Origin of the sequence: Flavobacterium ponti, from assembly GCF_042652765.1 — a bacterium.
Lineage (GTDB): Bacteria > Bacteroidota > Bacteroidia > Flavobacteriales > Flavobacteriaceae > Flavobacterium > Flavobacterium ponti.
This window is the reverse complement of record NZ_JBHSGW010000025.1, coordinates 425,550-442,315: the sequence shown is the minus strand read 5'-3', so window position 1 is coordinate 442,315 and position 16,766 is coordinate 425,550. Positions and strand designations below refer to the sequence as shown.

General features: G+C 30.5%; 18 protein-coding genes. 5 read left to right on the top strand and 13 right to left on the bottom strand.

Annotation, left to right across the window (positions count from 1 at the left end):
- Window positions 1–57: 57 nt before the first annotated feature.
- The 7 genes from ACFO3U_RS10425 to ACFO3U_RS10395 form a co-directional block, all read right to left on the bottom strand.
- Window positions 58–258 (bottom strand): helix-turn-helix transcriptional regulator, encoded by a 201-nt coding sequence (locus ACFO3U_RS10425; RefSeq protein ID WP_379741718.1) that lies wholly within the window; start codon window positions 256–258, stop codon window positions 58–60.
- The gene (locus tag ACFO3U_RS10420) at window positions 248–727 is read right to left on the bottom strand and encodes a hypothetical protein (protein ID WP_379741716.1); all 480 of its coding nucleotides are present in this window, start codon (window positions 725–727) and stop codon (window positions 248–250) included. Before ACFO3U_RS10420 ends, ACFO3U_RS10425 begins: the two co-directional genes overlap by 11 nt.
- Window positions 728–816: 89 nt before the next feature.
- Entirely contained in the window at window positions 817–1,890 is a 1,074-nt protein-coding gene (locus tag ACFO3U_RS10415) for an alanine/ornithine racemase family PLP-dependent enzyme (RefSeq protein ID WP_379741713.1), read from the bottom strand.
- Window positions 1,890–3,041, bottom strand: coding sequence for an alanine racemase (gene alr / locus ACFO3U_RS10410; protein WP_379741710.1), 1,152 nt, complete (start codon window positions 3,039–3,041; stop codon window positions 1,890–1,892). The genes ACFO3U_RS10415 and alr overlap by 1 nt, the downstream gene beginning before the upstream one ends.
- On the bottom strand, window positions 3,034–4,164 hold the full coding sequence (locus tag ACFO3U_RS10405; protein ID WP_379741707.1) for an amidohydrolase: 1,131 nt from the start codon (window positions 4,162–4,164) through the stop codon (window positions 3,034–3,036). Before ACFO3U_RS10405 ends, alr begins: the two co-directional genes overlap by 8 nt.
- 6 nt (window positions 4,165–4,170) lie before the next feature.
- Window positions 4,171–4,605, bottom strand: a complete 435-nt coding sequence (locus tag ACFO3U_RS10400; protein ID WP_379741704.1) for a GNAT family N-acetyltransferase — start codon at window positions 4,603–4,605, stop codon at window positions 4,171–4,173.
- Window positions 4,595–6,052: a sodium:solute symporter family protein gene (locus tag ACFO3U_RS10395; protein WP_379741701.1), complete on the bottom strand. Its 1,458-nt coding sequence runs from the start codon at window positions 6,050–6,052 to the stop codon at window positions 4,595–4,597. The genes ACFO3U_RS10400 and ACFO3U_RS10395 overlap by 11 nt, the downstream gene beginning before the upstream one ends.
- A 272-nt stretch (window positions 6,053–6,324) precedes the next feature.
- Here ACFO3U_RS10395 and ACFO3U_RS10390 point away from each other — a divergent pair, with 272 nt between their 5' ends.
- Window positions 6,325–7,860, top strand: a complete 1,536-nt coding sequence (locus tag ACFO3U_RS10390) for a YifB family Mg chelatase-like AAA ATPase (RefSeq protein ID WP_379741698.1) — start codon at window positions 6,325–6,327, stop codon at window positions 7,858–7,860.
- Here ACFO3U_RS10390 and ACFO3U_RS10385 read toward each other — a convergent pair whose 3' ends face one another.
- From ACFO3U_RS10385 to panB, 6 genes are all read right to left on the bottom strand, one after another.
- Window positions 7,861–8,232 (bottom strand): SET domain-containing protein-lysine N-methyltransferase, encoded by a 372-nt coding sequence (locus ACFO3U_RS10385; RefSeq protein ID WP_379742079.1) that lies wholly within the window; start codon window positions 8,230–8,232, stop codon window positions 7,861–7,863.
- Between the two features lie 124 nt (window positions 8,233–8,356).
- The gene (gene ypfJ, locus ACFO3U_RS10380) at window positions 8,357–9,214 is read right to left on the bottom strand and encodes a KPN_02809 family neutral zinc metallopeptidase (RefSeq protein ID WP_379741695.1); all 858 of its coding nucleotides are present in this window, start codon (window positions 9,212–9,214) and stop codon (window positions 8,357–8,359) included.
- Between the two features lie 12 nt (window positions 9,215–9,226).
- Window positions 9,227–10,015, bottom strand: coding sequence for a hypothetical protein (locus tag ACFO3U_RS10375; protein ID WP_379741692.1), 789 nt, complete (start codon window positions 10,013–10,015; stop codon window positions 9,227–9,229).
- Window positions 10,016–10,030: 15 nt separating this feature from the next.
- Window positions 10,031–11,380, bottom strand: coding sequence for a hypothetical protein (locus ACFO3U_RS10370; RefSeq protein WP_379741689.1), 1,350 nt, complete (start codon window positions 11,378–11,380; stop codon window positions 10,031–10,033).
- A 111-nt stretch (window positions 11,381–11,491) separates the two neighbouring features.
- Window positions 11,492–12,187 carry an RluA family pseudouridine synthase gene (locus tag ACFO3U_RS10365; protein WP_379741686.1) on the bottom strand — a complete coding sequence of 232 codons (696 nt, stop codon included), beginning with the start codon at window positions 12,185–12,187 and terminating at the stop codon, window positions 11,492–11,494.
- A 39-nt stretch (window positions 12,188–12,226) separates the two neighbouring features.
- On the bottom strand, window positions 12,227–13,045 hold the full coding sequence (panB, locus tag ACFO3U_RS10360) for a 3-methyl-2-oxobutanoate hydroxymethyltransferase (protein WP_379741683.1): 819 nt from the start codon (window positions 13,043–13,045) through the stop codon (window positions 12,227–12,229).
- 137 nt (window positions 13,046–13,182) lie between these two features.
- Here panB and nhaD point away from each other — a divergent pair, with 137 nt between their 5' ends.
- The 4 genes from nhaD (at window position 13,183) to ACFO3U_RS10340 (ending at window position 16,762) form a co-directional block, all read left to right on the top strand.
- Window positions 13,183–14,469, top strand: coding sequence for a sodium:proton antiporter NhaD (gene nhaD, locus ACFO3U_RS10355; protein ID WP_379741680.1), 1,287 nt, complete (start codon window positions 13,183–13,185; stop codon window positions 14,467–14,469).
- 15 nt (window positions 14,470–14,484) lie between these two features.
- The gene (locus tag ACFO3U_RS10350) at window positions 14,485–14,925 is read left to right on the top strand and encodes a Cif family virulence factor (RefSeq protein ID WP_379741677.1); all 441 of its coding nucleotides are present in this window, start codon (window positions 14,485–14,487) and stop codon (window positions 14,923–14,925) included.
- A 90-nt stretch (window positions 14,926–15,015) separates the two neighbouring features.
- Complete coding sequence (locus ACFO3U_RS10345; RefSeq protein WP_379741672.1) at window positions 15,016–16,086, top strand: sensor histidine kinase; 1,071 nt, start codon at window positions 15,016–15,018, stop codon at window positions 16,084–16,086.
- Window positions 16,079–16,762 carry a response regulator gene (locus tag ACFO3U_RS10340; RefSeq protein ID WP_379741669.1) on the top strand — a complete coding sequence of 228 codons (684 nt, stop codon included), beginning with the start codon at window positions 16,079–16,081 and terminating at the stop codon, window positions 16,760–16,762. Before ACFO3U_RS10345 ends, ACFO3U_RS10340 begins: the two co-directional genes overlap by 8 nt.
- Window positions 16,763–16,766: the final 4 nt, after the last annotated feature.

The following is a 16,766-nucleotide window of genomic DNA, read 5'->3' as shown; positions in this document are numbered from 1 at the left end:
TTCTGAACTTGTTTCAGAATCTAAAAAATCCCAATCATTATTCTGATTGGGATTTTTTTAATCCGTTTCTTCTAAACTAAATATTTCTTCAACAGGTTTTTCAAAATATCGTGCTAATTTTAAAGCTAATAGGGTAGAAGGAACATACTTACCTTTTTCCATAGCATTTATGGTTTGTCGGCTGACATTTATTTGTTTGGCCAATTCTTCTTGCGATATGTTTTTGATAGCTCTTAATACTTTTAAATTATTCGTCATCTCGATTGGCTTTATTTAGCTTATAAATAGTATAATGAAAACGTATGATGAAGAATAGAAGTAGAGTAAATAAATTATAAAAAACAATACTTAAATAAGCAAATCCATATAAAAATAAAGTAAAAATAATTATTAAAGCATAATTTAAATAGGTTGCCCAAACTAAACTTTCATATCTAATTTTAGAAATATATTCATCTTCATTTTTTAATTTTGAAAATCCTATAAAAATTCCCCCAATTATTAAACCTATTAAAATTAATTCATCAATAATGTCATTTTCTACAAACTTAAAATAACTATTATAATTAAATAATTGTGTTTCTGCAATTGCGAATACTTTAATTTTAAGAAATGATTTTAATATTTCATTATTAATACTATATAGTATACCTAGAATTAAACTAGGAACAAATAAAATCCAACCTAAAGTTTTAAATTGGTTAGGAAATAAAAAACGTGTTTTCATAAGAGAAATAATTAAAATTATTTTTCAAATGTAAAGTTTATTTTACATATTGACAAATAAAATTAACAAAAAGTAAAATTTACTATACTTTATTCAACTCTTTTTTCAATATAATCTGAATTTAGCAGATACAAAGCACCCATGTATTGTAAGTCAAAAGAGACCAAATCACCAACTTTATATTTATTTTTAGAGTTGCTAATATCAATCACTGTCATATCTGAACTAGAATCTATTATAGTTATGGATTCATCAGTTGGAGCTAAATATTGTGGTTGCATATCAAGTAATCCAAAATCCAAAATAGCTCTCAATGAAGTTTCACTTAAATCTACATCGTCATTGACTTCATAGGTGTGACCAGCTACATTTTCACCCAATTCACCTGTTGGGTTGTTTGGTTTTTCGGTAATTTCAATAATTTCTGCATATAATTTAAATACATCATTGTGCATACCTTCCATGGTTTCTCCTGTAAATAAATCTTTTCCAAAGAAAAGAGCTTCACCAACACGAAAATGATTCACAGCCATTGGACGAGCATTTTTAAGCATCAAAGGAACAGCCACAGAAGTTCCTCCAGAAACCCATGGAATTTTGACATTAAATTTAGCTTCAATCAGTTGTTTATATAAACTCAATTGGATTAATTTATCTTGCGTTGGCATTACGCCACTTAAACAATTTAAATTGGTTCCAATTCCTCTGATTTCAATATTTGGTAAACTAAAAACTTGTTCATAAAAAGACATTAATTCTTCACCCAAAACTCCTTCTCGCAAATCTCCCATTTCAATCATGATGATGATTTTGTGGACTTTGTTTTGTTTTTTGGCTTCTTCTGATAAAAGTTTAATGGTATAAATTTCCGTATTGAAACTTACATCAGCATATTTCACTATTTTTTCAATATTCAATCTTGAAGGTGGTTTGATATAAACCGTTTGAATATTAGGGTTTAACTTCTTGATTTTCTTTAAATTACTAATTCTAGAATCGTGCATTTCCATTACACCTAAATCAATAACTTCTTTTAGGTAAATAGTATTTCCACAAAGTAATTTAGTAACAACACCCCATTGAATTTTTCTTTCACTAAAAATAGTGTCTAGAAAAGTATAATTTTCGATTAATTTTTTGCGATATAATTTTAAAAAAGCCATTATTCAATTATTTTTCTTGGAATTGTTTTTGATATTCGTGATAAAAATTCGTAATTCAGTACATTATTTATTTCTCCAAACGAAGCAACTGTTATAGACAAATCTCCTTGATTTCCTATGATTACAACTTCGTCTCCTTTTTTTATATGATCAATTTCAGATACATCAATAGTTAACATATTCATATTTATAGTTCCAATGACAGCACAGCGTTTTCCATCAATTAAAACGCGACCTTGGTTACTCAAAGAACGACTATATCCATGAGAATAACCTAATGGAATTGTTGCAATTTTCATGTTTTCTTTTGCCATATAACTGGTTCCATATCCAATAAATTCTCCCGATTTCACTCTTTTTACATTCATTATTTCACTTTTCCATGAAATAACGCGTTGCAAAGGATCAATTTTTTTCTTTTTAGTATTTAGGTAAGTTACTAAAACTTCTGGACTTGGCCACAAACCATATTGTAAAATGCCAATACGAACTAAATCCATTTGCGTTTCTGGAAACATCATGGAAGCTGCCGAACAAGCAGTATGTTTAATTTTTGGTTCAATTCTATAAAATTTAAAGATTTCAATTGCTTCGTTAAATTTCTTAATTTGACTTTCTACTCTCATGTAATTAGAAATGCTTTCTGCTCCTGCATAATGAGTACAGATTCCAACAAAATCGAGATGTTTTGATTCTTTAATCAAATATTTTGATAGGTTTGCTAGCTCTCTTTTTGCAAAACCTGTTCGGTTCATTCCTGTTTCAATTTCGATATGAATTTTAGCTTTTCTTTTTAATTTTTTTGCTGTTTTAGTTGCAGAAGCTAATCGGTATCTTTCAAAAACAAAAAACTGAATTTCATTTTCAATAACCCAATGTAAATCATCATCAGCTACGAAACCCATAATCATAATGGTAGCATTATTTCCTAAAGTTTCAAAAACAATTTTAGCTTCTTCTACATCAAAAACCGAAAAATGATTTACACCATTTTGATAAGCCATTGTTACAAATTCTTTGATACCATGACCATAGGCATTTCCTTTGACAACAGACGAAAAGATGACTTTTTTGCCTAACATTTTCTTAAGAAATGCAAGGTTATTTTGATAGGCTTTTTGATTGATTTCTATGATAGAATTTCTATGCATTTAAAATTTCTTTTGTAATTTGATGGAATAATTTAATTCCAGTTTCTATGATTTCATCAGGAAAATCATAATCTGGATTGTGTAATGAAGGTGTGTTTTCTCCAGAACCTAATCCTAACATAGCTCCTTTAAAATGTTGGGTAAAAATGCCAAAATCTTCTCCAAACGTGAAAGGTTGTTCTTTTTCTAAAATGTCAAAACTTAACTTTGAAGCTGATTTTCTGATAAAATTCACAGCTTCTTGATTATTTTCATTGGCTTGAAAACTTTGTGTCCAATCGATATTTAGATCTAATTTATATTTAGAAGCAATTTCTTTGGTAGTTTCTTCTAATTCAGTTTCAATATTTTTCATTTGAGCATTACTATTGCTTCTAACAGTAAAATGAATTTCTCCATAACCAGCTGAAACACCATAAGCTTTTTCACCCATATTAATGTGAATAGGAGTGATAAGGCAATATTTTTGTGATGCTACATCATTATTTATTTTTGAATTGAAAAGTGTAGTGATTTCAGCTATAGCCAAAGCAGGATTGATGCCGTTTTCAGGTTCACCAGCATGAGAAGTTTTTCCTTTTAATTGAATAATCATGCTATTGACAGCACAAGTAAAAGTATTTTCTTTGACAATTATTTGGTGCTTTTTATAATCAGGAAGGTTGTGTAAAGCAAAGGCAAAATCGGGTTTTATAGTTTCAAATTTTGAATCATTTAGTACTCTTTTTGCTCCATTTCCATCTTCTTCAGCAGGTTGAAACAACAACATCACTGTTCCTTTTTCTAGAGGATTTTTATGCAATGTTTTTGCCAAACCACACAAAATTGCCATATGACCATCATGTCCACATTTATGGGAAACTCCTTCATAAATTGATTTATAATCAAACGAATTAATTTCTTGAATGGGCAAAGCATCTAATTCACATCGAAATAGTATTGATTTTCCGTCTTCTTTCCCTTTATAAATAGCTAAAATACCTTCACCACCAAGATTTGTAATCATTTTAGTAGGAGGATATTTTGATAGAAAAAGCAGTATTCGATTAGCTGTTTCTTTTTCATTTCCAGAAACTTCTGGATATTTATGTAGTTCTTGTCTTAATTGAATAAGTTCTTCCAAAATTGTTTATTTCGTTAAACGCATTTCCAAATATTTATTGGTAAATCCTAGTTTTTCATACAATATTTTTGCAGGATTATCAGGTTCAACATGTAAGGCTATATCACCTTTTGCTGTATCGATAGCTTTTTGCATTAGTTTTTTACCAAAACCTTTTCCTCGTTGGCTATTATCTACTGCAATATAAACTAGAATGTTTTCAGGAATAAATCCACTCATTCCAGTATTGTTTAAAATAACAACACCAACAATTTTTTCATCATCCAATCCAACGATTATCGTTCCACCTTTTTCAGGATTCATGGCATAATCGATACATTTTAAAATATCTTCTGTTTTGTCACCATATTGTTCCAAATGTGTAAATAGAAAATTAGCAATAGTTTGGTGCGAATATGTTTTGTGTTCTCCAGTTTCAGGAGTTATGATTTTAAATTCCATTTGTTGATTTTTTATAATGATAATTTGATAATAATATGAATGTGATTAAAGATACGCAAATTCCGAAGATATTAGCGTCTAAATGTTCTGGTAAAGAATAATTTAACGGTAATTTATTATTTGATAAGATTAACCCAATAGTTGTTGAACCTCCAAGTAACATACTCCAAAAAGCAGCAACAGGATTACTTTTATGCCAAAACAATGCACCTAAAACAGGCACAAATAATCCAGAAACCATAAAAGCATAGGAGTAGAGCATCAGTTCTAAAACGTTTTGCATTTGAGAAGCTAAAAGAATGGCAAAGCCACCTACAGAAAGCGTAACAATTTGTGATAGACGTAATAATTTTTTCTGTGTTAACTCTTTTTTATAGAACTTCGAAATGATATCTGTTACAATGTTTCCAGAAGCAGCCATCAAACAACTATCAGCTGTAGATAAAATGGCTGAAAAATAGGAGGAAAGCATTAATCCCATTAGACCAACTGGTAAAATGGTGCTTAAAAGAATTGGCAAACCCATTTCACTGTCCATTGAAGCTACATCTGTAATTCCTTCAAACATTCCTTGCGTTGCTGCTACTTTGGCTAACATACCTAAAATGACACCCATGAATGCCATTATTGGCCATTCAAATAGGCCTGCTACAAACCAAGCTTTTTTAGCTTCTTTTTCATCTTTACAAGCATAAATTCGTTGGTATAAAGTCATACCAATAAACCAAATAGGAATAATAGTAACCGACCAGTTTAAAATTTGATGCCATGAAACATTAGTTAAAGATAAATATTCAGGTGCTAAAGTTGCTTTAATAACTTCATAACCACCAACAGCATTGTAAGCAATTGGAATCCCAATGAAGACTAAACCAGCAATTAATATTATCCATTGAATAGTATCTGTGTAAATCACTGCTTTTAAACCACCAACAGCCGTATAAATTACAGCAATTGCACCCATAACAATTAAAGCCCATTGCAAATCTAATCCGTCAATTGTGGCAGAAGCTAATTTGGCACCAGCTAAAACTTGGGAACTTGTGAATCCAACATAACCAATGGCAGAAATAATTCCAGCTAATAAAGCTACTTTTCCGTTGTAAAAATGATTGAAAATTTGTGGAAAAGTGAAGAATTTATATTGATGTCCCAGTTTACTAACTTTCGGAATTAAAAAAACAGCACTTAACCAAGCACCAATTAAACCCGTAAACAACATCCATGAACCTGAAATTCCCATAGTGAAACCCAGTCCACCAAGACCAATTGAGAATCCACCACCAACATCAGTTGCTACAACAGATAAACCAATATGCCAACTGCTCATGTTTCGACCACTCACGTAAAAATCTTCAGAAGATGTGTTTTTTTTGTAAAAATAAAAGCCTACACCTAGCATAGCTACCATGTAAACAACAAAGATTATATAATCTATGATGTGCATTATTCGTATTTTAGATTAAACTGCCTGAAATGGAATTTTTCCAAAAGGCTAGATGCAAAATTTTGCAAAAGATGAAAATAAGATTGATTTAAGATTAAAATCAAAGAAGGAACATTTTGTGCCGTCTTATTTTCAAAATAATGATGCAAAGGTAAGAAAATTAAACTAAATACTTTTTGTGATACTAAAAAAGTGGAATTAATAGTAGGAAAATTAAATTTATTTTTTAGATATTTGCATCAGTATAAGCCATTTAAATAAAATTATAAGCCATGTTAGTAAAAGTCTTTGGAAGCGCTGTCTTTGGCGTTGAAGCTACCACAATTACCGTAGAGGTAAACATCGATAAAGGAATTGGATACCATTTAGTAGGGTTACCAGATTCTGCCATTAAAGAAAGCAGTTTCCGAATTGCTGCTGCACTCAAGAACAATAACTACGAACTTCCCGGAAAAAAGATTACGATAAATATGGCTCCAGCCGATTTGCGTAAAGAAGGTTCTGCTTATGATTTAACCTTAGCTGTTGGAATTCTCGTAGCATCTTATCAAATAAAAGCTGAAAATTTATCGGAATATGTCATTATGGGAGAACTTTCTTTAGATGGAAGTTTACAACCTATAAAAGGAGCTTTGTCTATTGCTATTAAAGCCAAAGAAGAAGGTTTCAAAGGTTTGTTTTTACCCATACAGAATGTAAAAGAAGCCGCAATTGTTGAAGGATTAGATGTTTACGGAATCGAAAATGTTTTGCAAATTATAGATTTTTTTGAAGGAAGAGGAACAATTGAACCAACTGTTATTGATACGAAAGAAGAATTTTCAAAAACTTTAGAGTTTCCAGAATTTGATTTTTCAGATGTGAAAGGACAAGAATCTATTAAAAGATGTATGGAAATTGCAGCTGCTGGAGGACATAATATTATTTTAATTGGTCCACCAGGTTCAGGAAAAACGATGCTTGCTAAACGTTTGCCAAGTATTTTGCCACCAATGACCATGAAAGAAGCTTTGGAAACCACAAAAATTCATTCCGTTGCTGGAAAAACAAAAGAAGGAGGTTTGATGGCTCAACGACCTTTTAGAAGTCCTCATCATACGGCTAGTTCTGTTTCTTTAGTTGGTGGTGGAAGTTATCCTCAACCTGGAGAAATTTCTTTAGCTCACAATGGAGTTTTATTTTTAGATGAATTACCAGAATTCAAAAGAGAAGTTCTTGAAGTAATGAGACAACCTTTGGAAGATAGAGAAGTCACGATTGCTAGAGCTAAATTTACGATAACCTATCCTTCTTCATTTATGTTAGTTGCGAGTATGAATCCAAGTCCAGGTGGTTATTTTAATGATCCTGATGCTCCTGTGACTTCATCTCCAATGGAAATGCAACGTTATTTGAGTAAAATATCTGGGCCTTTATTAGATAGAATTGATATTCATATTGAAGTTACACCAGTTCCTTTTGAAAAATTAACTGAAACTCGAAAAGCTGAATCTAGTGTTGAAATTCGAAAAAGAGTCACAAAAGCAAGAGAAATTCAATCTATACGATTTGAAAACTTTGAAAATTTGCATTATAATGCTCAAATGAGTAGCAAACAAATTCGTGAATATTGTGAATTGAACGAATCTTCTTTACAAATGCTAAAAACAGCTATGGAACGTTTAAATTTGTCAGCAAGAGCTTATGATAGAATTTTGAAAGTGGCTAGAACCATAGCAGATTTAGAAGCTTCAGAAAATGTGAATTCCAATCATATAGCAGAAGCGATTCAGTATAGAAGTTTAGATAGAGATGGTTGGTTGGGATAATTAACCATGCTTTTTCCAATATCTTTTGCCATAGCTACAGAAAATTTCATTACCAGATTTGATGTTTTTAGTAGCTATGATACAAACATTGTGTTCATCATCTAATGAAATTTTTGCATTGTTTTTGAATTCTGAATTTTCAAAAGCTTCTGCATCATTGGCATATTTGTCAAAACAATCTATATACATTGAATCCATAATAGTACCATCAATCATGTTGATGAAGTATTTGTCGTTTCCATTTGCAACACGATTTTCAGCTTCAATTTGGGTTAAGATTTCACCTTCAAATAAAGTAATAACTTCATGTTTATAAATAGCAATTGCTGTAAATAAACCTCTTCCAGCATTTGGTAATTGAGAATTTTCAATATATAAATAATCGGTTTCTGGTGCTTCTATTTTTAGAGATGAGTGGTTCAGGATTTTGCTTTTTGTAATTAATAAAAAAGAGCTACTAAAAAAAGTAACTCTTTATGATTGAGATGTTTATAGTTTATAAAATTTCTTTAAAAGTATCATGGTTTTTAATATCACCAGTTTCATATCCTTTCATGAACCATTTCATTCTTTGTTCAGAAGAACCATGAGTAAAGGTTTCTTGGTTTACATGGCCTTGCATTTTAGATTGAATGGCATCATCACCAACAGCATGAGCAGCACTTAGAGCTTCTTCAATATCACCAGCTTCTAATAAATTTTTGTTGTAATGTGCCCAAAGTCCAGCATAGAAATCTGCTTGTAATTCTAGAGCGACAGAATATTTGTTTGCTTGAGCTTGAGTTTTTCCTTGTTGAGCTTGTCTGACTTTTTGAGAAGTTCCTAATAAGGTTTGCACATGATGACCCACTTCATGAGCAATTACATAAGCAATGGCAAAATCTCCTCCTTTAGCTCCAAATCTAGTTCTTAGTTCTTCAAAAAAAGCTAAATCCATATACACTTTTTGATCAGCAGGACAATAAAATGGTCCAGAAGCTGCAGTTGCACCACCACATCCTGTTTCAACTGAATCTGTGAACAAAACCATTCCCGGTTTTTGATAGGTTCCAATATTATTTTCAGCAAATATTTTTGCCCATGTTTCGTTATTGTATACGAAAACTGCTTCAGTGAAATCACCTAATTCTTTTTCAGCAGCTGTTAACTCTCTAGTTTGTGTTTGTTCCGTTTGCGTTTGAGCACCTTGTGTTTGTTCTAAAACATTTCCTATGGTTTGTCCGGTTTCACCACCAAAAACATTTAGTAGTAAAATAACTATACCAATTAAACCACCACCAAGAACAGCTTTTCCACCACCAGACATTCCTCTTCTGTCTTCAAAGGTGTCACTTTTTTTTCTTTCCCATTTCATAATTTTCTGTTTTTAAAATTCTTCTTGTCCGATTTCGTCGATTACTGATTTTTCCTCAAACCCAATGGCTTGATTATATATAGCATAAACCATAGAGTAATAATATGGAGCAGTAAAAATAATCCCTATACAAAGTGCAATAATCCCAATAAAAACTCCTATAATAGCTAATAATAGTGCTACAAAAATTAAAAGAGGTTGTTTTAAAAATAACTTAAAACTTTTCGTTAATGCATTTTCATAGTTTTGTCCCCCATAAATGACTAATGGTATTGTAAATACTGTAACCATACTAATAAATAACTGAACAAAATAGGTAAGTATTTCTAAATTAATTAACGATAAACTAGAACTCAATAAACCACCTGTTAAGCCAATAATTAAATGACTTAGAAATAAATCTTTAAAGAACGTGCTTTTATAAAAGTCAAAAAACACATTAATTCCAATTTCTTGATTGTTTTTAGCTAAATGATTAGCATGAATAAATCCAGCTGTGATTGGAGCAAAAAAAGCACTAGTAACCGTTGCAATAATCACAGTACTCAACATTCCAACTGCTGACGATTGACTAGCTTGAAATTCAGTCATAGTAGATGTAAAATCTGAAAGCCCATAAATTAGAACAAGAATAGTTCCATAAATTAGTATAGTAAATATTGCCAACAATATAACTGCAACTCCAGATATTAAAAATGTTTTTTTAAAAGTGTTTACACTCTCATCAATTAAACTTCCTGTTTCAAGCGTGTACCCATTTTGGATTTTTAAATCAATTTTAGAATTAATTTTACTGTTCATTTTTTATATTTATAATTAAAAGCCAATTCTAAATCCAAGGTAAACATCTGCTTGTTTTGTATCGTCAATCATTGCTGTTAAAATAGAACCTGAGCCCATGAAGAATCCACCCAATCTAAATCCAAATCCACCAGTAAAGCCAGAAATTTCATTATCAGATAATGGTACATAAATTTCATAATTTTCACCAGAAAAACGAGGAGTTAAAGTTATACTATTTTGAGTTGTTGAAAAATCATTATCGCTGTCATCTACTAATTTTTGTTGCGTAAAGGCACTTACATAAAAACGTTTTGCAACTTTCAAATCTGCATAAGCTGTAAAAAGAGTTGGTAGTTTTATTGTAAAATCACTTTCATCACTTGTTTTAGTTAAATAGCCACTGTTTAATAATAATTGCTCAATATCTCTGACATTATCAACATCTTCAAATTGATTTAAATCTAGAAACTGAGTATCAGAAATGTTTAAATTGTAATTGTTAGAAATATTGTTATCAGATTTAAAAGTCATTGAACCAATGTTTTTTACTGCAATTCCTGAGTTTAATTTATAGTCTTTAGGATTATTATCTTCGGATTTAATTTTAAAATTTACTCCTAAATCAATTGCATAACCATTAATTCCAGAGCTAAAAAAATCATTAAAATTATCTGCATCAGTAAAGCCATCCGCAATTGGACCAGAATAGGCAATGTTTAAGTTGGCCTGTGTGTCAGTTAAACTTAAATCTCCACCAACATTTACAATGGAACCATTAAACTTATCAGCAGCAAAATTGGTGAATGAACTAGGAAAAAGTAAACGTAAATTTGTTCCTGCACTAAATTTATATTTATCTGTTTCATATAAATCTCTTGCTAAAGAAAGACCAATTTCTCCCCAAGTTGCTGCATTAATTTTTTGGTTGTATTGAGTATTAACACCTGTAATTCCAGCGATAGAATTTATTCCAGAATTTGTAAGAGCTTCTCCTAAGTTTACATCTACATCTATAATATTGGCTTTAGCTACTGCATTAGTTGAAATTCCGAAAGCCCATTTTTTATATTTCATGGCAAAAGCAGGACCATTTACTAATAAATCTAAACGCATATTTGCAGCTTCATCTCCATCGAAAATTAAATCTTCAATATCTTCATCAGAGCTAACTATATCTCCAAAACTTACTTTATTATTAGAAACATTTAGACTCGTGTTGAATACATTTACTTCGTAGGTATTAGACAAATTGGTTAATTCGGCTGGATTAAATGAAGAATTTAATATTCCAACTCTTCTTGATATATTAATTCCTGAATAATGTTCTTGTGCAATACTTAAATTGAACACCAATAACGATAAAAACAAAAGTATTTTTTTCATTTGTAAAAGATTAAGTTTGGTCTTAAAAACAAATGTATAAAATTTTGTTAATATTTGGGAGAGATTATTATTTATATAGCTTTAAAGTAATATTATTTCGATGAAATACTTTTAAATAGCTTTCCAAATTACATCATTTGGAACAGCTGCTTCAAAAGTTAATTTTTCTTTTGTAACAGGATGTATTATAACTAATTTTCTAGCATGAAGATGAATTCCACCATCAGGATTACTTCGGTCAAATCCATATTTTAAATCTCCTTTAATGGGACAACCAATAGCTGCTAATTGTGCTCTAATTTGATGATGTCTTCCAGTATGAAGATTGATTTCTAAAGCAAAATAATTATCTAATTTTTTAATAATTGCATAATCTAAACTTGCTTTTTTACTTTCAGGAACTTCTTTTGTATGTGCTTTAGAAGTATTGTTTTTAGGATTTCGTTTTAGAAAATGAATTAAAGTATCGTTTTCTTTTGGAGGAAAATTTTTCACAACAGCCCAATAAGTCTTTTGTGTTTCTCTGTTTTTGAACGATTCATTTAATCGTGTTAAAGCTTTTGAAGTTTTTGCAAAAACTATAATTCCAGTGGTAGGTCTGTCTAATCGATGCACAACACCTAAATAAACGTCACCTGGTTTGTTGTATTTTTCTTTAATATATTCTTTAACAACTTCAGATAAAGGTTTATCACCAGTTTTATCACCTTGAACAATATCACCAACACGTTTATTAATCACAATGATATGGTTGTCTTCGTGAAGAATTTGAAGGTTAGATTTTGTTGAGACAATTTTATCAGCCATAATTTTCTAAATTCTGAATTCTAATTTCTAACTTCAGAATTAGTATTGCTCATTTTCATTAGGAAAATCAACTGCTTTTACATCAGTAACATATTGACCAATAGCTTTAGTCATTTGATCGTATAAATCTAAATATCTACGTAGAAATCTAGGGTTAAATTCATTGTTCATTCCTAGCATGTCATGAATCACTAAAACTTGCCCATCAACACCACTACCAGCACCAATTCCAATTACAGGAATTGAAATACTTTCGGCAACTTTTTTAGCTAATTTAGCAGGTATCTTTTCCAAAACAAGTGCAAAACAACCAACTCTTTCAAGCATTTTAGCATCTTCAATTAGTTTATCAGCTTCTTCATCTTCCTTAGCTCTTACAGTGTAAGTTCCAAATTTATAAATAGATTGTGGAGTTAAACCAAGATGTCCCATCACAGGAATTCCAGCATTTAAAATACGTTTAATTGAATCTTTAATTTCAGAACCACCTTCTAGTTTAACAGCATGACCACCACTTTCTTTCATAATTCGAATAGCAGAACGCAAAGCTTCTTTTGGATCAGATTGGTAACTTCCAAATGGTAAATCTACAACAACTAAGGCACGCTCAATAGCTCTAACAACTCCAGAAGCATGATAAATCATTTGATCTAAAGTGATTGGTAAAGTTGTTTCGTGACCAGCCATTACATTACTGGCAGAATCTCCAACTAAAATAACATCAACTCCAGCTGAATCAACAATTTTTGCCATAGTAAAATCATAGGCAGTTAACATGGAGATTTTTTCTCCATTTTGTTTCATTTCAATTAATGATTTTGTGGTGACTCTTTTGTAATCTTTTTTAGCTACAGACATAGTATTTGTGTAAAGTTTAGGCAAATGTAGTAAATCAAATTATCTTTTAAATTATGATAAAAAAATAATTTAAAATTTAAGAGTTGCTTGCAAAATAGATTAGTATCTTTATTGCGTTTTTTTTCAAGCAAATAATAATGATAGCAATTTTATTAACGGTAGCTATTTTGGGCTACCTTTCGGTGATTTTTGAATCTCCAATTCGAATCAACAAAACAATTACGGCCATTTTAACAGGAGCTTTATGTTGGATTGTAATAGCCATTTTTAATCCAGGAAATGCACCTCTTATTTCCGAAAAATTAATAACTTATTTTGGTGAAATTGCAGGTTTATTAATATTTTTACTTGGAGCAATGACCATTGTTGAACTTATTGATTTACACAAAGGTTTTACAGTTATTACACACAGAATTAGAACAAAATCAGTTTTAGAATTACTATGGATTGTTGGTTTTGTAACCTTTGTATTATCTGCACTTTTAGATAATTTGGCAACAGCTATAATCATGGTAACATTATTGAAAAAACTAATGCCAAAAGGTGAAGTCAGAATGACATTAGCAGGAATAGTTGTTATTGCTGCAAATGCCGGTGGAGCTTTTAGCCCAATTGGAGATGTTACCACAACTTTATTATGGATTGGAGGACAAGTTAGTGCTTTAGGAATAGTTACAGCATTGATTATACCTTCAATAATGGTTTTATTGGTTCCTTTAGTAATTGCTAGTTATAGAATGAAAGGTTTTGCCGTTTTAAGAGCTCAAATATCAATGGCTGATGCAAAGCGAGAAGAAAAAATGAAAGGAAGTTTAAGTGTTTTTGTTGCTGGAGTTATTGGTTTAGTTTTGGTTCCTGTTATAAAGTCGATTACTGGCTTGCCTCCATTTATAGGAGTTTTAGTTTCTTTGAGTATGGTTGCTTTAGTTTCGATTGTTTATCATAGAAAAAAAACACAAGAAGAAAAAGATAAGTATTCAGTAGCTGCAGCACTTTCTAAAGTTGATGTTAGTTCCATTTTATATTTCATGGGAATATTATTGTTGGTTTTTGCTTTGCAAGAAGTACATTTATTAACTCAATTAGCTGCTTTTTTAGAAACCAATTTGCCAAATAATAATTTAATGATAATTGTAATAGGCTTTTTATCATCTATTGTAGATAATGGAAGTTTGGTTGCTGCCACACAAGGAATGTTTTCAATTACTGAATTTCCGATGGATAACAGTTTATGGGAATTTATTGCTTTGTGTGCTGGTACAGGTGGAAGTATGATGATAATTGGCTCAGCTTCAGGAATTGCAATTATGGAAAAAGAAAAAATGACTTTTATGTGGTACTTGAGAAAAATAACTCCCTTGGCTATAGCAGGTTATATTGCTGGAATTGTAACATATTTAATTCAAGTGCTACTAATGCATTAAACAAATAATTTTGCAATGAAAAAGCTACTTATTATCGCAACAGTTTTAGTATCAAACTTATTTTTTGCTCAGGAAAAAACACCAAAAGCAATTGTAGAAGAATTTTTTATTGCTTTTCATGCAAAGGATACTGTTGCATTAAGAGGATTATGTCATCCAGAAATTGTATTACGAACAGTTGCAAATACTAAAGAAGGCAATAAACTGAAAGATGAAAAATTTGATGATTTTTTAAAATCGATTACTACAATTCCGACTAATCTCAAAGTATTAGAAAAACTAATCGATTATAAAGTTGAAGTTGATGGCAATTTAGCACATGTTTGGACTCCTTATGAATTTTATGTAAATGATAAATTAAGCCACATTGGAGCAAATGCTTTTACTTTATATAACGATAACGGAAAATGGCAAATTATCCATTTGATTGATACCAGAAGAAAGAAATCTTTATAAAATCTTTATACTTATTTGTATTTCTTTTATACGCTATTTATAAAACCCAACTTATCTTTGCCTTGTAATTAATTGGTAAAGTTTTAAAGCGTGTTTAATAGAACTTCAAATCTTAATAATCAATATCTTTTCAGCATAATATTAGTAGTGCTAATCTCTCTTATTTGTTATGCTTTTAAAGATATTATTGGATACAAAGTTATTGCCTTTATTCTTTTGGTTACGGTTTCTTTTGTTGCCATGTTTTACAGAATTGTTCCAACATTATTAGCTGCTATTTTTAGTGCTTTAATTTGGAATTTCTTTTTTATTAAACCTTATTTTACGTTTTATATTGGAAATACTGAAGACAAATTTATGTTTTTCATGTATTTTGTAATTGCTCTGATTAATGCTGTTTTGACCTTTAAAATCAGACAAGTTGAACGAATTGCAAATGAAAAAGAATCCAAATTAAAATCCATAAAACTCTATAATACACTTTTAGATAGTTTATCTCATGAATTAAAAACGCCAATTGCAGCCATTATTGGTTCAACCGATGCACTTCAAAGCAATGCAATTATGTCCGAAAATCAGAAGGAAAAACTCTTGGAAGAAATTTCAATTGCTTCGCTACGCTTAAATAATCAGGTAGAAAATTTATTGAATATGTCGCGTTTAGAATCGGGTGTTATTGTAGCAAAAATGGATTGGGTTGACGTGAATGAAATTGTATATGAAGTAATTAGAGCTCTAAAAATCAAATCATATTCGCAAAAAATAATTGTCAATGTTGCCGAAAATTTACCACTTTTTAAATTGGACTATGGGTTAACAGAGCATGTTATTTATAATTTATTGAACAATGCCATAATTTATACACCCGAAAAAAGCACAATAACAATCAATTTATCATACGTTGAAAATACATTGCAAATTATAATTTTAGATGGAGGAAATGGTTTTCCAGAAGATGAAATAGCCTTTGTTTTTGATAAATTTTACCGACTTAAAAATTCCCGACCAGGTGGTTCTGGATTAGGATTATCTATTGTAAAAGGTTTTGTTGAAGCACAATACGGAACCGTAACTTTAGAAAATAGAGTAGAAGGAGGATCAAAATTTGTAATCAAAATTAAAACCGAAGTTTCAAAATTTAATCAAACTGAAAATGAATAAACACCAAATTTTAATCATTGATGATGAATCGCAAATCAGAAAGCTTTTAGAAATTACTTTGAGCACAAATGATTTTGAGGTGAAATTGGCTGAAAATGGCCTAGAAGGTATTCGTTTTGCAGCTACTTTTCAACCCGATTTGATTATGCTAGATTTGGGTTTGCCTGATGTTGACGGTCAGAAAGTATTGCAACAATTACGCGAATGGTATTTGAATCCTATTATGATTTTATCGGTAAAAAGTGAAGAATCGGAAATTGTGAAAGCATTAGATAATGGAGCCAATGATTATTTAATTAAGCCATTTAGAACACAGGAATTATTAGCAAGAGTGCGTTCTCACATGAGAAACCATATTAAAGAAGCTTCAGAGCCAATAATTAGTTCATCTAATTTTTCAATTGACTTGGTGGCTCGAAATGTAAAAGTAAATGATGAAGAAATTAAATTAACCCAAACGGAGTTTAATTTATTAGCCATTTTGGCAAAAAACGAAGGAAAAGTATTAACACATCAATACTTATTGAAGGAAATTTGGGGAAAAAGTTATAGTGACCAAACCCAATATCTACGTGTGTTTGTAGCACAATTAAGAAAAAAAATTGAGAAAGATGCTAATCACCCAGAAATGATTCTTACCGAAAGCGGAATTGGTTATCGATTTATTCTGACATAAAAAT

What these genes read in the sequence shown, in the direction of transcription:
- ACFO3U_RS10425 (WP_379741718.1), bottom strand. Translation starts at nt 258, where the DNA reads ATGACGAATAATTTAAAAGTATTAAGAGCTATCAAAAACATATCGCAA.
- ACFO3U_RS10420 (WP_379741716.1), bottom strand. Translation starts at nt 727, where the DNA reads ATGAAAACACGTTTTTTATTTCCTAACCAATTTAAAACTTTAGGTTGG.
- ACFO3U_RS10415 (WP_379741713.1), bottom strand. Translation starts at nt 1,890, where the DNA reads ATGGCTTTTTTAAAATTATATCGCAAAAAATTAATCGAAAATTATACT.
- alr (WP_379741710.1), bottom strand. Translation starts at nt 3,041, where the DNA reads ATGCATAGAAATTCTATCATAGAAATCAATCAAAAAGCCTATCAAAAT.
- ACFO3U_RS10400 (WP_379741704.1), bottom strand. Translation starts at nt 4,605, where the DNA reads ATGGAATTTAAAATCATAACTCCTGAAACTGGAGAACACAAAACATAT.
- ACFO3U_RS10395 (WP_379741701.1), bottom strand. Translation starts at nt 6,052, where the DNA reads ATGCACATCATAGATTATATAATCTTTGTTGTTTACATGGTAGCTATG.
- ACFO3U_RS10390 (WP_379741698.1), top strand. Translation starts at nt 6,325, where the DNA reads ATGTTAGTAAAAGTCTTTGGAAGCGCTGTCTTTGGCGTTGAAGCTACC.
- ypfJ (WP_379741695.1), bottom strand. Translation starts at nt 9,214, where the DNA reads ATGAAATGGGAAAGAAAAAAAAGTGACACCTTTGAAGACAGAAGAGGA.
- ACFO3U_RS10375 (WP_379741692.1), bottom strand. Translation starts at nt 10,015, where the DNA reads ATGAACAGTAAAATTAATTCTAAAATTGATTTAAAAATCCAAAATGGG.
- ACFO3U_RS10370 (WP_379741689.1), bottom strand. Translation starts at nt 11,380, where the DNA reads ATGAAAAAAATACTTTTGTTTTTATCGTTATTGGTGTTCAATTTAAGT.
- ACFO3U_RS10365 (WP_379741686.1), bottom strand. Translation starts at nt 12,187, where the DNA reads ATGGCTGATAAAATTGTCTCAACAAAATCTAACCTTCAAATTCTTCAC.
- panB (WP_379741683.1), bottom strand. Translation starts at nt 13,045, where the DNA reads ATGTCTGTAGCTAAAAAAGATTACAAAAGAGTCACCACAAAATCATTA.
- nhaD (WP_379741680.1), top strand. Translation starts at nt 13,183, where the DNA reads ATGATAGCAATTTTATTAACGGTAGCTATTTTGGGCTACCTTTCGGTG.
- ACFO3U_RS10350 (WP_379741677.1), top strand. Translation starts at nt 14,485, where the DNA reads ATGAAAAAGCTACTTATTATCGCAACAGTTTTAGTATCAAACTTATTT.
- ACFO3U_RS10340 (WP_379741669.1), top strand. Translation starts at nt 16,079, where the DNA reads ATGAATAAACACCAAATTTTAATCATTGATGATGAATCGCAAATCAGA.